Origin of the sequence: Burkholderia sp. LMG 13014, from assembly GCF_905232215.1 — a bacterium.
Lineage (GTDB): Bacteria > Pseudomonadota > Gammaproteobacteria > Burkholderiales > Burkholderiaceae > Burkholderia.
On record NZ_CAJNKE010000107.1, the window covers coordinates 1 to 14790 of the forward strand.

Annotated in this window: 15 protein-coding genes and 1 pseudogene; 11 read left to right on the forward strand and 5 right to left on the reverse strand. The window is 64.5% G+C overall.

Translation table 11 applies throughout. From position 1 onward, the window contains the following. Positions 1–267 precede the first annotated feature (267 nt). Together JYJ84_RS14070 and JYJ84_RS14075 are read left to right on the forward strand one after the other, a co-directional pair. The gene (locus JYJ84_RS14070) at positions 268–999 is read left to right on the forward strand and encodes a ribonuclease T2 (protein ID WP_122947726.1); all 732 of its coding nucleotides are present in this window, start codon (positions 268–270) and stop codon (positions 997–999) included. Positions 1000–1075: 76 nt separating this feature from the next. After that, a complete protein-coding gene (locus JYJ84_RS14075; protein ID WP_175220063.1) occupies positions 1076–1318 on the forward strand; it encodes a hypothetical protein in 243 nt (80 codons plus the stop codon). Positions 1319–1383: 65 nt separating this feature from the next. On the opposite strand, the gene JYJ84_RS14080 is transcribed toward JYJ84_RS14075, so the two are convergent. Further along, complete coding sequence (locus tag JYJ84_RS14080) at positions 1384–2019, reverse strand: isochorismatase family cysteine hydrolase (protein WP_175220065.1); 636 nt, start codon at positions 2017–2019, stop codon at positions 1384–1386. Between the two features lie 311 nt (positions 2020–2330). Here JYJ84_RS14080 and JYJ84_RS14085 point away from each other — a divergent pair, with 311 nt between their 5' ends. Beyond that, positions 2331–2717 carry a VOC family protein gene (locus JYJ84_RS14085; protein WP_122947723.1) on the forward strand — a complete coding sequence of 129 codons (387 nt, stop codon included), beginning with the start codon at positions 2331–2333 and terminating at the stop codon, positions 2715–2717. 60 nt (positions 2718–2777) lie between these two features. Next, on the forward strand, positions 2778–3287 hold the full coding sequence (locus JYJ84_RS14090; RefSeq protein ID WP_122947722.1) for an ATP-binding protein: 510 nt from the start codon (positions 2778–2780) through the stop codon (positions 3285–3287). Between the two features lie 177 nt (positions 3288–3464). On the opposite strand, the gene JYJ84_RS14095 is transcribed toward JYJ84_RS14090, so the two are convergent. After that, positions 3465–3995 carry a hypothetical protein gene (locus tag JYJ84_RS14095; RefSeq protein WP_205183401.1) on the reverse strand — a complete coding sequence of 177 codons (531 nt, stop codon included), beginning with the start codon at positions 3993–3995 and terminating at the stop codon, positions 3465–3467. Between the two features lie 600 nt (positions 3996–4595). Beyond that, entirely contained in the window at positions 4596–5513 is a 918-nt protein-coding gene (locus JYJ84_RS14100) for a LysR family transcriptional regulator (protein WP_164462701.1), read from the reverse strand. A 176-nt stretch (positions 5514–5689) separates the two neighbouring features. Here JYJ84_RS14100 and JYJ84_RS14105 point away from each other — a divergent pair, with 176 nt between their 5' ends. The 3 genes from JYJ84_RS14105 (at position 5690) to JYJ84_RS14115 (ending at position 8115) form a co-directional block, all read left to right on the forward strand. Beyond that, complete coding sequence (locus tag JYJ84_RS14105; RefSeq protein ID WP_174955903.1) at positions 5690–6322, forward strand: FMN-dependent NADH-azoreductase; 633 nt, start codon at positions 5690–5692, stop codon at positions 6320–6322. 445 nt (positions 6323–6767) lie between these two features. Beyond that, the gene (locus tag JYJ84_RS14110) at positions 6768–7244 is read left to right on the forward strand and encodes a GNAT family N-acetyltransferase (RefSeq protein WP_175220067.1); all 477 of its coding nucleotides are present in this window, start codon (positions 6768–6770) and stop codon (positions 7242–7244) included. Positions 7245–7731: 487 nt separating this feature from the next. Continuing rightward, a complete protein-coding gene (locus JYJ84_RS14115) occupies positions 7732–8115 on the forward strand; it encodes an ATP-dependent protease (RefSeq protein WP_174955900.1) in 384 nt (127 codons plus the stop codon). 304 nt (positions 8116–8419) lie between these two features. Here the strand turns inward: JYJ84_RS14115 and JYJ84_RS14120 are convergent, their stop codons facing one another. Next, the gene (locus JYJ84_RS14120; protein WP_175220069.1) at positions 8420–9334 is read right to left on the reverse strand and encodes a glutaminase; all 915 of its coding nucleotides are present in this window, start codon (positions 9332–9334) and stop codon (positions 8420–8422) included. 218 nt (positions 9335–9552) lie between these two features. Here JYJ84_RS14120 and JYJ84_RS14125 point away from each other — a divergent pair, with 218 nt between their 5' ends. The 4 genes and pseudogenes from JYJ84_RS14125 (at position 9553) to JYJ84_RS14140 (ending at position 12551) form a co-directional block, all read left to right on the forward strand. Continuing rightward, positions 9553–10263, forward strand: coding sequence for a response regulator (locus tag JYJ84_RS14125; RefSeq protein ID WP_069260487.1), 711 nt, complete (start codon positions 9553–9555; stop codon positions 10261–10263). Between the two features lie 64 nt (positions 10264–10327). Then, the gene (locus JYJ84_RS14130) at positions 10328–11458 is read left to right on the forward strand and encodes an ATP-binding protein (protein ID WP_175017155.1); all 1131 of its coding nucleotides are present in this window, start codon (positions 10328–10330) and stop codon (positions 11456–11458) included. A gap of 24 nt (positions 11459–11482) precedes the next feature. Then, positions 11483–11620: pseudogene (locus JYJ84_RS14135) on the forward strand (ATP-binding protein); the annotation flags it as partial. 307 nt (positions 11621–11927) lie between these two features. Then, on the forward strand, positions 11928–12551 hold the full coding sequence (locus JYJ84_RS14140) for an FMN-dependent NADH-azoreductase (protein WP_175220071.1): 624 nt from the start codon (positions 11928–11930) through the stop codon (positions 12549–12551). Positions 12552–12608: 57 nt separating this feature from the next. Here JYJ84_RS14140 and JYJ84_RS14145 read toward each other — a convergent pair whose 3' ends face one another. Continuing rightward, positions 12609–14789, reverse strand: coding sequence for a patatin-like phospholipase family protein (locus JYJ84_RS14145; protein WP_205189232.1), 2181 nt, complete (start codon positions 14787–14789; stop codon positions 12609–12611). Between the last annotated feature and the right edge of the window lies 1 nt (position 14790).

Sequence of the window (14790 nt, forward strand, 5' to 3'; positions counted from 1 at the left end):
CCTCGCGCTCGAAGGCCCCGTAGCGGCCGCGCGCGCGTGCACGCAGCTGGGCACCGGATCGTGAGCGACGGCGTGCCGCCGGCAGGGCGGTACGCATCGGCCGTGTGATGCAGTGCGCGACACGACGGTGCGTGCGCGCGCCCGTGACGAAGGACATCATTCGTCCACCTTCACATTCGTGCCACGTTGCGTCGGCAACAATCTCGGGCAGATGTCGACAATCTTGCGGCGCATCCCGCGACCGCAAGCCCTTTCCGAGGAAACGCCATGCTCAAGACGCTCGCCCGCGCCGCTGCCGCACTCGCCGTCGCTTCCGCTTCACTGCCCGCCACCGCGCAGACCAGCTACGACTACCTGTTGCTCGCCGCGTCGTGGGAGCCCGGCTTCTGCGCGTCGCACGATACGCCCGAATGCACGAACCTCGCCGGCACGTATGCGGCGACGAGCCTGTCGCTGCATGGCCTGTGGCCGAACAACTACGACGGCAACCAGCCGTTCTACTGCGGCGTGCCGCAGAACGACATCGACCTCGACAACGCGCACCAGTGGTGCAGCATGGACGCGTACCCGATCAGCAGCGCGACCCGCAATACGCTGTCGACGTACATGCCGGGCGTCGCGTCGTGCCTCGACAAGCACGAATGGTTCAAGCACGGCACCTGCTCGAACTCGGCGTCGCCCGATGCGTACTGGAACCAGGCGTCCGGGATGATCAGCCGGCTCGGCAACACGTCGTTCAACACGTTCCTGCAGGCGAACGCGGGCAAGACGGTCACGCGCAACCAGTTGCTGTCGGCCTTCGAAGGCGCGTTCGGCAGCAATACGCGCAGTGCGGTGTCGCTGAAGTGCACGAAGACGAATGGCGTCAGCTATTTCACCGAAGCGTGGATTGCGGTGAAGACGAATGCGACCACGCAGTTCCCGAGCGCTGCATCGCTCGTGACGGACGGCAATACGCAGGGCACGTGCCCGACGTCGGGTGTGTATATCGCGAAGTAACGCGGAGGGGGGAGGCACGCAACGGCATGGGCTGGGCGTGCCTGAACCCGCGTGATTCGACGCGGTATCTGCGCGGATGCGTGACATCCTTGGGCTGCCAGGCCAGTTCGCGGCGGGTGTCCGTTTGCATCCGTGGGATCCGGGGCAGCCGGAGATCGCTGAGACCGTCGCCGTCCGGTGGACGCAACGCAATCCGGTGGCGTATCCGTTTGTGCGCAAGGTGGCGGCGCAGTTGGCCGCGCGCGACGCACACGACGCACACAATCAGTTCATGGCCGGCATCGACCTCATCCTGAAGGGAGCCGGAACGGCCCGGTAGCCGTCATCCTGCCGGGCGATCCAGGCGACACCGTTGACCCGTCGCGCTCGCGCGTACGCTTGCGCTTACTCGAGCAGCCGCAACGCGTCCGCGAGCGACAGCACCGTCGTGCGCGATTCGAAGGCGGTGGCGAACAGGTGCTCGTGGACCACCGGATCCGGGTCGTAGCAGCAATCCTTGACCGTATAAAGGCGGAAATCCGCGTCGCTCGCGTGGGCGATCGACGACAGCATCACGCCCGTCGATGCGATGCCGACCATGATCAGCGAATTGACACCTTGCTCAACCAGCTGTGCCTGCAGATCGGTGCCGAAGAACACGCTGGCGCGATGCGCGACAATCAGCGGTTCGTCGGGCTGCCGGCCGAGTTCCGGGCACGGGCCGTCGTCGATGAAGAGGCCGAGCCGCTTGATGCCCTGGCCGTTCTTGTTGCGCGGGCTGACCTCCGGATAGCCGGGGCTGAACCGGAGGTTCGCGAACCAGACGCCGATGCCGCTTGCCCGTGCCGCATCGCAGAGCCGGCGCGTATTGGCGAGCAACCCGGGCGCGACCGACGGAAAGAGGCCGAGGATGTCGGTCTGGTAATGCATGACGAGCAGCGCGGTGCTTGCCGGCACGATCGCGGGAATCGGCGCGGACGCGCTGTCGTCGGGGTTCGTGCGGGTTGCCGTTGCGATATCCGGTGCGTTTTGCCGAGTCATGAACGAGGGTCTCCGATCGTCCGCGGGGAATTTCAGCGTCCCCGATTTGTACCGGAAAATCAGGGCGGCCGTCGATGCGATTTTCGTAGGGGCGGGTTGCTGCGTCGCACGGCGGCTTCCGTCGAACCGGCGCCATGATTTCTCGCGGCCGCAATATACTGGCGTGCGCTTGACCGGCCAACGGCCGGTATGGTGCCGATGTCGATCGGTCGGCCGCGACTGCTCGCCGCTTTGCGCGGATCGTGCCCGCAGCGGCCAGGCCCGGCGCGATGCCATTTCATGTCACGTTGCGCCAACACGAGCTACACGTCATGCCAGTTACCGGATTCAATCACTACAATCTGCGGGCGGATCGGCCGACACTCGATACGCTCCGCGATTTCTACGTCGACATCGTCGGCTTGCGGGAAGGGTTTCGCCCGCCATTCAAGCGTTTCGGATATTGGTTGTATGCGGGCACGCAGGCCGTGCTGCATCTGACGGAAGCGCGGCCGGACGAGGCTCGCCCGTCAAACGTCGTCAATACGTTCGATCACGTTGCGTTTTCCTGTGCAGATGCCGACGGAATGGCGCTTCATCTGACCGAGGCCAACGTGGCGTTCAGGCGCGAGCATGTTCCGCTCACGGGCCAGGTGCAGATTTTCTTCCGCGATCCGGCAGGCAATGGCGTCGAGTTGAATTTCGCGCAAGCGGAATGACCGCGTGCGCACAGTCAACCTTGCGCCACGTCGGCGCTCAACCTGGAGGAAGGGAATTTCATGGCAGTGGTTCATATCGTGTTTGGCCCGCAAGGTGCCGGCAAGTCGACTTACGCGCGGACGCTCGCGGCTTCGTCCGGCGCCACGCGCTTTTCGATCGATGAATGGATGGCACAGCTGTATGGCCCGGATCTTCCGGAGCCGGTTGAATTGAACTGGCTGATGGAGCGCGTGCAGCGCTGCGAGCGTCAAATCTGGCGCACGGCCGAACAGATCGCAAAAAATGGCCAGAACGTCATTCTGGATCTCGGTTTCATGAAGGCGCGAAATCGTTCGGCGTTTGCTGAACGAGCCAGGGACGCCGGTGTTTCGAGTGAACTGCACTATGTCACCGCGCCGCATGACATCCGCCGCGGTCGTGTCCTGGCAAGGAATGCGGAAAAAGGCGAGACGTTTTCGTTTGAGGTTTCGCCTGCCATGTTCGACTTCATGGAAAAGGAATTCGAAGATCCGACGACGCTCGAACTCGCATCGGCAACCGTGTTCGATTCTCACGGCCCGGCGGCATGATCGCGCGATCGGGCTCGCGCTTGCTGGTCGGCACTGTGAGCCGAGCGGCGGGCGCTTGACCGCTCGGTGCCTGCCCTCGAAGGTGGCGCGTGAATAGTTCGCGTCCCCTTCTTCACGGCAGGGCGGCGGTTCGATCGTTTGACCAAGCGTCTGCGGCGGTGCCTGCGATCCTCTCCGCTAGCGCACCAGATCGCAATGAATCTGCAGGCTTTCGGTGGCGTTGCGGTGAATCTGAAACCCGTGCCGCATCAGTGCGGCCTGGATCTGCGCGAGGGCCGACGCGCATTGCCGCACGCGGCGCTGCTGCCAGAACGGCGGCGTGAATACGCCCAGCGGCAACATCCGTACGCGCCGGCCGTCCAAACTGAATGAAACGTCAATATGCGTTCCATCGACATCGTGTCCGTTGCTGCCGAAAATATCGGCCAGTTCGTCGCGGCGGGCGGGATAGAGCAGGCGGAACGTGGCGATTCCCAGTGCGCGAAACCGACGACGCGCAAAACCGAGCCCGGACGCCCGCGGCTCGTAGCCGCGCGTCAGGATCAGGCTGATTCCGGCCGGCAACCCGATCTGGATCGCCTGCAGCTTGCCGAGGACATGCGCATCCACATGGACGTGTCGAGCGGGCCAGCGCGGCCGGATCTGTACGCCAGCGTGGACACCGGGCGGCAGGGTGAGCAGATTCGAATGCATCGTCAGGCTATCCATGGGCTCGATGGGCAGTAAGAGCGGGGCACTGCAGGGTCATGCCGACATCGAGCATGCCGGCCATACCGATATCAGCCGGCAGTCATTGCAGCGGCTCAGTCGGGCATGGCGCCGGCGCGTCAGAAGATCGACCGCTCCGGATAAGTCGGCAGTCATTCCAGCGGCGGCATGCTGGAACGCCCGAAATATAAACCGACTATGTCATCCCGGTGCCGACCAGGAGGGCGAGGGTCGCACTGTCTTCGACGACCGGGTTCGGCCAGTTTCGGTCGTTCGCACGAAGCGATGGCGGGACATTCAAACGTCGGGTGGGAGTTAAAAAGCGGACGCCCGATCGATGTATCGCGCACAGGCACCATCGGATACCTGTCGCGGAAATCTCATTGCTGCTCGGATTCAAAGAGGCGAATTCTTTCTATCGCGCCTTCGAGCGCTGAACAGCAACAACGCCTGATGAAATTCGGGGACGACGGGTGCGTCCCGCTGGACCCGTCTGACGCGATCGCCCGGTCAATCCGTGCCGAGGTACGGGCCGATGGCAATTGCTGCGCGTGCTCCTATCTTCCATGCCGGATTGAGCATCCTCGGGGACTGGAGCGCTCACGACTCCCCGTCGAACGACTGCTTCAAGCGATGCCGCAGATCTTCGAGCAGCCAGCCTCCTGCACGGCCCAGAGGTCGATCGCGAACATGTGCCGCGTAGATAGGCAGCGATCCCGTTGGCGACAACGCTTCATCTGCAGTGTTCAGCTCGACGAGGCTACCGTCGGCCAGATACGGCTCGACGATATACGGCGGCATCTTGCACCAGCCAAAGCCAGCACGAAGGAAATCGAGTCGCCTGCCAAGATCGACGAAGCGCCAGATGCGACGCCCGATGACGCCGTGCCTGGGGCCCTCCGCGCCATAGGCATCGGACAAAACGAGCTGCACGTGCGACTCCAGATCGTACCGGTTGAGCGGCCGGCCAAGGCGAACGAGCGGGTGATCGGCGGCGGCGACAGGCACCAGCGTGAGGTCCATGAGCGGATAGGCGATCAGGTCGTCCGGGATGGACGGCAACAGCAGGCACAGTGCGAGCGACGCTGCGTTGTCGCGCAGACGTTGTTCGGCACCGCCCACCCCCTCGGTGGAGAACGAAACCGGCAGGTCCGGGAAAGCATCGTGCAACGCACGCAGACTGGCTATGAGCGGCGCGGTCGGGACCAGCGGGTCGATCGCCACGGTGATTGACGGTTCAAGCCCTGTCTTCGTACCTGCCGCAATGGCCTCGAATCGGTCTGCGCTCGCCAGGACGGCGCGGGCCTGCTCAACGAGCGCGCGGCCAACCGGTGTCAGCACGGGTCGTTGTCGGGTGCGGTCGAACAGCTCGATTCCCTGTGTTTCCTCGAGCGTTCTGACCGACTGGCTGATGGCCGACTGAACGCGCCCAAGTGCGCGGCCAGCTGCCGAGAAACTGCCGACATCGCTAACGGTCACGAGGACACGCAACTGATCGAGTGTGAGACTGCCAATCAAACCTATCTCCAAATATGATTGAACTCATCGAAATTTAATCACTTCCTGAGTTGGGTGTCACATCTTATATTGCGTTGCATGTTCGCAGGCTTGCGCATCACGCGATGAGGCGCGTCTTGCAGAAAAGCCGTCCGGCAAGACGGTTCTCCCGTCCATCAACGTCAAAGGTTCCTCTCATGCCCACATTGCTCGTAGTCGAAGCCAGCCCGCGCGGCGAACAGTCCATCTCCCGTGGACTCACGAAAATGTTCGTCAATCAATGGAAGCGGGAACAGCACGACGGCCGCGTGATCCAGCGCGACCTGATGGCGACCGACCTGCCGTTTGTGACGATGCCGTGGCTCGGCGCCTATTTCACGCCCCCGGAACATCAAACGCAGGATATGAAAAACCTTCTGCGTCTTTCCGATGAACTCGTGGAGGAGATACTGTCCGCTGACCACATCGTCATCAGCACGCCGGTTTACAACTACAACGTCCCCGCCGTGCTGAAGGCGTATATCGACCATATCGTGCGAAAGGGCAAAACGCTGGGCTTCTCCGGCGAAGGTCTGGTTAAAGGCAAGGCATGCACGATCCTGATGGCGTCCGGTGGCGCGTACACGCCGGATTCGCCCATTCGGGACCGCGATATCGCGACCGGCTATTTGCGACTGATCCTCAAGGTGATCGGGATCGAAGACGTCACGGTCATCGCAGGGGGGAACGCAAAGGCGGTCGATATGGGTGAAATATCGCGTAGTGACTTCCTGGAAGCGTTCGCGTCCGATATGGCTGGCGCAGTGGCAAGATCCGTAGTGCAGGTGTAAATCTGGACGGCCGGCATCCTCACAAACCGGCCACTCGATTTGCTGCAGTGGACAGACGGGTTCGGGTCGGTTCGGGGCGTCTGCGGAGGTCAATAGTCGGCCAGTTCGAGACATTTCGCCCCGAGCGCTCGGATCGTTGAAAGTCGCCAAAGCCCCATTGACGATCATGCTTTGGCTAGGCAATATCGCCCGATGAACTCCGACGCGCTCAATTCCATGATGTGCACCATGACCGCCAGCGGCGAGTCGTGGGAATCGTGACGTTCATACATCACACATAGACTTCCTAAACGGCCCCGCCAGTCATGACGGGGCCGTGTCTTTTCAGTCGCTCCGAATGCATTGGCACAGACAGGAGTGATTGCATGCATGACAGAGTACGTACTTACGTCCCTCGTAACGCTGCCGGCGTGGCAACCTGGTCGCCTGGATCGAGGAGCGTGGCATGCTGACGATACGAAAAGCGAATTGCCATGACGCCCTGGAGGCGTGGGATATCCGTCATACCTCGGTGCATGCTGCATGCGCGGGATACTATCCCGAGGCAGCCCTTTCCGGATGGGTGGATGGCACGCCTTCAGACAAATGGTCCAGCGTGGTCGAGCGTGACTTCTACGTTGCCGTCGATGAGGGGCGGGTTGTCGGTACAGGCATGCTGACGATCGCCAGCGGGCAAGTGGACGCAATCTTCGTCCGGCCGTCTCACATGGGGCGTGGCATTGGATACGAGATGCTGCAGTTTCTCGAAGCGTTGGCCGGCACTCACGGCCTTGCCGAGCTACGTCTCGATGCAACGCTGAACGCGGCGCCGTTCTATCGTCGTTGCGGCTGGACGGGCGACGTGGTTTCAACTTACCGAACTTCGCGTGGAGTCGAATTGGCTTGTGTGCCAATGACCAAGTGCCTCGCAGTGGACGCGTAGATTGCCGTCGGGCCGATGACTGCGATCCGCATTTGGCAACAGCCGGCCTTGACTCACATCCCTGCGCCCGACGACCGTAACCGAGAAGATCGTCGGTCCGCTTCGGGGCGTTTAGAACCGTTAACGAACCACCGGGGGAGGTATCCGACGGAGTTCGGTTCGGCCGTCACGCCCCATTCACGACCGGCGCCCACATTGGCGCTTGAGTGTCGGCATGACGCTTGCGGCGATACGCTCGAAACTTGTTCTGCGATCAGCTGCGCCCGGTTGTTTTCATCGCTGTGCTGACAGTGCGGCAAAATGCGTGTCCTGTCGCCCCGGGCGGCCCCGATGCGTGGCGCACGGGAAGGTGTTGAACCTCCCGATCATGGTGCCGTTGCCCGGTCCAAACGTCGGCGCCAGGCAGCATGTTGCGGCGTCCGGATTCGCGGCGCCTGCCCGGGTGCGGCCCGTGCGATGATGTGTAATGACCGAAATGAGAGATGGAATGACGACTACATTCGACGAGGCAACCACGGCGGCGATCGCCGGGTTTGCCCAACTGGATTTCTACACGGCTGTGCAAGCGATGCGCGCCGAGGCCGATTACGACCGCGAACTGGACCAGTGGATCTCGCGCTATATCGACGAGGATGGCGGCGGCGCGGACGATGCGGCATACGATGCCTTGCACGCGCAGGCCCAGGCATCCCCGGAATACGCGCAGTTCGTCGATGCGGTTCGCCGGGAAATCCTGGAATACTTCGGCGTGACCGACGATCAACTGGACTGGATGGTCGTGCTGCGCAATGACGACAGCGATGAGCTTTGGGCGGAAGTCAACCGGCAGCGGAGCGCGCTGGGAACCGGCGAAGTGCGCGGCGATCTCTGACCATTGCTTGCCATCGGGGTCTCGAGTCGTGCCGGGTGCGGGGCTGGAGTCCGATCATTCACGGGGGGCGCCGGGCGCTCCGTTGCGGCAGCCGATCCGCTAACGGAGGACACGCTTTCGGATCGTCGGAACGCGTGACCGTTGTGCTCTGACACGTGCCCTCGGAGGTGCAACGGCTCGACCGGCAGCGATGGGTGCGGATTCAACCCGTCGATGGCCCGATTCCTCATTGCGCACGCGCCGGCATGCGCCGCTACGAATCGGCCGCCGTTGTGCCACATGACGCACGCTTGTCTTCGCCACCTCAAAAAATCGACCGCCCCGAATAAGTCGTCAGCCACTCCAGCGCCAGCTGGCCCGCCAGCGAGTTCCCGTTCGCATCGAGCCCCGGCGCCCACACGCACACGGCCATCTCGCCCGGCAGCACCGCGACGATCCCGCCGCCGACACCGCTTTTAGCCGGCAGCCCGACGCGGTACACGAAATCGCCGGCCGCATCGTAGGTGCCGCAGGTCAGCATCAGTGCCGACAGCCGCTTCGCGGAACTCGAATCGACGATCTGCTCGCCGGTCACCGGCGCAACACCGCCGTTCGCGAGGAACAGCGCGGCGCGCGCGAGCTCGACGCAGTTCATCGTGATCGCGCACTGGCGGCAATACGCATCGATCACCGTGTCGGGCGGCATCTGCATGTTGCCGAAGCTCGCCATGAAGTGCGCCATCGCGCGGTTGCGCTCCGCGTGCTGCAGCTCCGACTGCGCGACGCGCGAATCGTAGTCGATGTCGTTCGCGCCGATCAGCCGCCGCACGAATTCGACGAGCGCCGTCTCGGCCTTCACGAAGCGGCGGCACAGCACGTCGGTGACGACCAGCGCACCGGCGTTGATGAACGGGTTGCGCGGCTTGCCGCGCTCGCTTTCGAGCTGGACCAGCGAGTTGAACGCGTTGCCGGACGGCTCGCGGCCGACCCGTTCCCACAGTTCGTCGCCCAGCAGCTGGAACGCGAGCGTGCACGCGAACAGCTTCGAGATGCTCTGGATCGAGAAGCGCTCGTGCGCGTCGCCGACCGTGCAAACGTTTCCGTCGAGCGTCACGACGGCCATCCCGAACTTGTCGGCGGGCACTTTCGCGAGCTCGGGAATATAGTCGGCGACCCGCCCCTGGCCGATCCAGGGGGCCAGTTCGGTGTGGATGCGTTCGAGGATCGATTGGTAATTCATCAAGTCAGGCGGGCAGGGCATGGCCCGGTTTCAGGCGAGCCCGTATGGAACCGCCCCGGCGCCGATTCGTCAAGCACGGCGGTTATCGCGCCCTTATTTTCAAGACCTCTAAACAGGCAATCGGCGGGCGCAGTATCATGCGGTACGTTTCGGCCGATGGCCGGCGTCCGGCATCGGCCGGCGCCGCCGTGGCTTCCCCGATGATTCGAACGCTGCCCATGTCTTTTCGCATCCTGCTCGTCGAAGACGACACCCGCCTGTCCACGCTGATCGCCGGCTACCTGCGCAAGAACGACTATGAAGTCGACACTGTGCTGCATGGTGACGCCGCGGTGCCGGCGATCCTGTCCATTCGCCCCGATCTCGTCATTCTCGACGTGAACCTGCCGGGCAAGGACGGCTTTGAAATCTGCCGCGAGGCGCGCAAGCAGTACGACGGCGTGATCATCATGGTGACGGCCCGCGACGAGCCGTTCGACGAGCTGCTCGGCCTGGAATTCGGCGCGGACGACTACGTGCACAAGCCGGTCGAGCCGCGCATCCTGCTCGCGCGGATCAAGGCCCAACTGCGCCGCGCGCCCGCGCGCGTGGCCGAGAGCACCGCGCCGCAGCCGGAGCGCTACGCGTTCGGCAAGTTCTCGATCGATCGCACCGACCGTTCCGTCGTGCTGCCCGACGGCAGCACGCCCGACCTGACGTCGGCCGAATTCGACCTGCTGTGGGCGCTCGTGTGCCATGCGGGCGAAGTCGTCAGCCGCGACGACCTGATGCTGCAGTTGCGCGGCGTCGAATTCGACGGCCTCGACCGCACGATCGACGGACGCATCTCGAAGCTGCGCCGCAAGCTGCGCGACGACGCGAGCAACCCGCAGCGGATCAAGACGATTCGCAGCAAGGGTTATCAATTCAGCAAGCACGCGTGGGAATGACGCGGCGTTCGTGCGACGCCGTCACGTTCCGCGCGAGCCTTCCACCCGCCGGCCGGGAGCCGAGATGATCCGACGAACCCGTTCGCACCCCGATGCACCGCCGCTGCCGACGCTGCGCTATGTCAAATGGCGCTGGCTGCATTTCCGTCGCGCGTGGACCGACACGCGCGCCGACCGCATTCCGAGCTGGTCGCGCCTGTACGTGCGCACCTACCTGCATCTGCTCGGCCTCGTGCTGCTGACCGCGCTCGTGCCGGCGCTCGCGCTGTGCGTCGAATTGTCACCGCAGGTCGTGTGGCATGCGTTCGACTCGCTGCCCGGCGACATCTGGATCGTGCTCGTGTTCGTATTCGCCGCGCCCGCGCTGGCGGCGTACCGGTGGATGCGGCCGGTGTGGTCGGATCTCGTGATGGTGCGCGAGCGCGCGATCGATTTCACGGGCGGGCGCTTCAACACCCGCGCGCGCGAATCGCACAGCGTGATCATCGGCCCGCTCGCGCGGACGCTGAATGCGCTCGCGATACGCATGGAACGGCTGATCGCCGCGCAGCGCGATCTGACGAACGGCATCTCGCACGAGTTGCGCACGCCGCTCGCGCGCGTGCGTTTCGCGCTCGAAATGCTGCGCGAGCCGGGTTCCGCGGCCGAATACCAGGGGGCGCTCGAGAGCATCGCGCAGGACGTGACCGAACTCGAGGAGCTGATCGACATGAGCCTCACGTATGCGCGGCTCGAATACAGCTCGCTGCAGTCGAAACTCGAGATGACGGCCCCCGTCGCGTGGTTCGAGCATCAGGTCAACGATGCGCAGCTGCTGTATCCGGAGCGGGCGATCGACGCGCGCATCGCGATCGCGTCGGACCTGCGCGTGAAGATGGACCGGCGGCTGATGTCGTACGCGATGCGCAACCTGTTGCGCAACGCGAGCAAGTACGCGAAATCGCGGATCGTCGTCGGGATCTCGCTCGTGCACGGCAACATCGGGATCTTCGTCGAGGACGACGGCCCCGGCGTGCCGGAAAGCGAGCGCGAACGCATCTTCGACGCATTCGTGCGCCTCGACCGCCGCACCGGCGGCTATGGCCTCGGCCTGTCGATCACGCGGCAGGTACTGCATGCGCACAACGGCCGGATCGCGGTCGTCGATCCGGTCGAGCTCGGCGGCGCACGCTTCGAGATCAGCTGGCCGGTCTAGCGATACGCGGCACGCGCGCCAACCCTCGACCGCCGCACCGGCGGCTATGGCCTCGGCCTGTCGATCACGCGGCAGGTACTGCATGCGCACAACGGCCGGATCGCGGTCGTCGATCCGGTCGAACTCGGCGGCGCGCGCTTCGAGATCAGCTGGCCGGTCTAGCTACGCCGCACGCGCCCCAACCCTCGACAGCAGCAACAGCACGACAGCAGACAGCCGCGCGCGCCGGATTCGAGCGCGTCGCCGGCCTTTCCCGCCGTACTTTTCCCGTATCGATACCGTCCCGCCCCGCCATCGCATGACGATTCGTTTGCAGCGCGTGTGCGCTTTGCATTACGATTGCAATTGCAACTATATGGGCGGGCCATTCCGTGACAGCGGAGGCGGGCGGCCCGCGACGCAGCAGTGAAGCCGGGGCCGCCACGATGGCTGCCTCCTTGTTCATGCATTTCTGTCCGGGTCACACATCATGCGGCTTTTGAATATCGTGTCTTCTCCTCGCGGCGCCAGGTCGGCTTCGATCGCGGTCGCCAATGCCTTTGTCGATGCGTACCGGGAGACGGGCGCCCCGATCGACGTCGATACGCTGAATGTCTGGGAAGAAGACTTGCCGGATTTTGGCAGCGACGCGATCGGCGCGAAGTACAAGGGCGTCGCCAACGCGCCGATGGATGAGACGGAACAGTCGATCTGGCGGCGCATCCAGTCGCTCGTGAAGCGCTTTCAGGAGGCGGACCGGATCGTCGTCGGCGTGCCGATGTGGAATTTCGGCTATCCGTACAAGCTCAAGCAACTGATCGATCTCGTCAGCCAGCGGAACATGCTGTTTACGTTCGACGGCAACGCGTACGCGCCGCTGCTGGAGATTCCGCGCGCGCTGGTCATCCATGTGCGCGGACAGAGCCGGGAAACCGGCGCGGGCGCCGACAATCCCGGGTTCCAGCATCAGGCCGACTACATCGAATTCTGGTTGAGGTTCATTGGCGTGAGCGAGGTCAGAAGCCTGACCGTCGAACACACGTGGGGTGCGCGCGCAAGCGACAGCATCGAACGGGCGCAAGCGCGGGCGGTCGCGATGGCCGCGGCGTTCTGATCCGGGCGTGCGGCGCAACGGATACGCGGATGTCGCCGAGGCGGCATCCGCGCCGGCTCAATACGTGCGGCCGAGCTGCAGGTAGAAGTTGCGACGGCCGCCGGGTGCGAGCGCCACGCCGATGTAGACGGGCCCGAACGCGGTCGACAGGCTCGTGAAGAACGTATAGCTCTGCTTGAGGGCGCCGCCGCCGATCTGCTGGCCGCTCGACCAGACGTTGCCGACTTCCGCGCTGGCACCCACCGACAGCGCCTTGATCGGCGACGCGTTGAACGTCATCAACTGGTTCATGTAGGTCACCTGCGCGTAGGCGAGCTCGTTGCCGTTCAACTGGTCGGCCGCATACGCGGACAGATGCTGGAAGCCGCCGAGCGTGAAGTTGAACGCGTTGATCAGGTTGGTGCCGCCGATGCTCTTGCCGCCTTCGATCGTCGCGCTGACGCTGTGCCGGCCGAACTGCTGCGCCACCATCGCCTTGCCGTAGATCTCGGTGTAGGGCGCGTTGTTGATGCTGTCGTCGAACGACTGCGCCGAGCCCCCGTTGCGCGACACCAGCGAGCGCTCGACGCGCAGCTCGGTGAAATAGCCCTTGCGCGGGAACAGCGGGTCGTCGAGCTGGTCGATGACGAGCCGCGCGCGCGCGATCAGCGCCTGCGACGTGAAGCTTGGCCACAGCAGCGTCTGGCCGCTGCCGGTGCCGTCGTCGAACGGCAGGTTGTAGGTCGGCGAGCCATGCCCGGTCACGTAACCGAGACCGATCCGGAAATCACCGAGCCGCGCGATCGGCAGGCCGAGGTCGAGCCCGGCGCGCGTGGTCTGCATCAGGTACTGGTTCAGTTTCACGTTGCCGCTGTCGTCGTACAGGTTCGCGTAGCGGCGCTGATATTCCGCGTAGGGCGACAGGTAGACACCGTATGCCGCCGACAGCGGCTGGCGCAATTCGACGCGCGCCGACTGCAGGTCGCTGCCGATCGTCGTATCCGCGCGGAACTCGAGCCCTGATTCGGTAAGCCATGGCCGCCGGTAGCCGACATGCAGGCGGAAGCCGCCTTCGTCGGTCGAACTGCTCGACATGCCGAGCCCGAACAGCAGGAAATTCGGTCCCCAGTATTTCTCGCGCGCGTTGATCTCGAGCACGTTGTCGTCGCCGTGGCTCACGATCTGCTGCGTGACGCTTTCGAAGTTGCCGCCCGTCGTCAGCCCGAGCAGGTCCTGGCTGACTTCCTGCGGATCGTAGATGTCGCCGGGTTTCACGTGCAATGCGTTGCTGACGACCCGCTTCGGCACGCCGCCGCTCGTCTGGATCTCGATGCGCGTGATCCGGATCGGCGGCGGCAGCGGCTGTGCGTGGGCCGACCGGTACGCCGCGTACTGTTCCGGCGTGAGCGCGAAGTGCCGCAGTTTCGGCAGCGCCGCGGTCGCGGCGGCCGCGCCGGCAGCGATCGCCTGCTTCGCGTTCTGGAAGTCGGTGAACGCGAGCGAGCCGAGGTCCGGCGTGAGCAGCACGTCCTGCGCGTCGAGCTGCTTGCGCTGCGCGGTCACGTTCTGGCGGATCAGGATGCCGACCATCTGCTGCATCACGTCGGCGGGCGATGCGAGCGCATCGAGCGGGCGCAGTTGCGAGCCGATGTCCACCGCGATCACGACGTTCGCGCCCATCTGCCGCGCGGTGTCGACGGGCAGGTTGCTGACGAGCCCGCCGTCCACGAGCGCGCGCCCGTTGATCTCGGCGGGCGCGAACAGGCCAGGCATCGCCATGCTCGCGCGGATCGCGAGCGGCAGCGAGCCGTGGTCGAGCACCACCATCTGGCCCGTCTGCAGGTCGGTCGCCACCGCGCGGTACGGGATCGGCAGGCGGTCGAACGGCTGGTTGGTCGGCACGGCGGTCGTCCAGTTCGCGAGCAGTGCCTGCAGCCGGTTGCCCTGGACGAGACCGACCGGTGCCTTCACGCCGTTCTTGCCGAAGCCGAGCGTCAGCCCGTTGATGTACAGGCGTTCGTCTTCCCGGCTGGTTTGCGGCAGGTCCGCGCGGTCCGTCACGTCGAACGCGATGTCCGCGAGGTTGACCTCCGACAGCCGCTTCTGCATCTCGCCGGCAGCCATGCCACTCGCGTACAGGCCACCCACCACGGCGCCCATGCTGGTGCCCGCGATGCAGTCGATCGGGATGCGGTTGTCCTCCAGTACCTTCAGGACCCCGAGGTGTGCGTAGCCGCGCGCGCCGCCGCCGGACAGCACG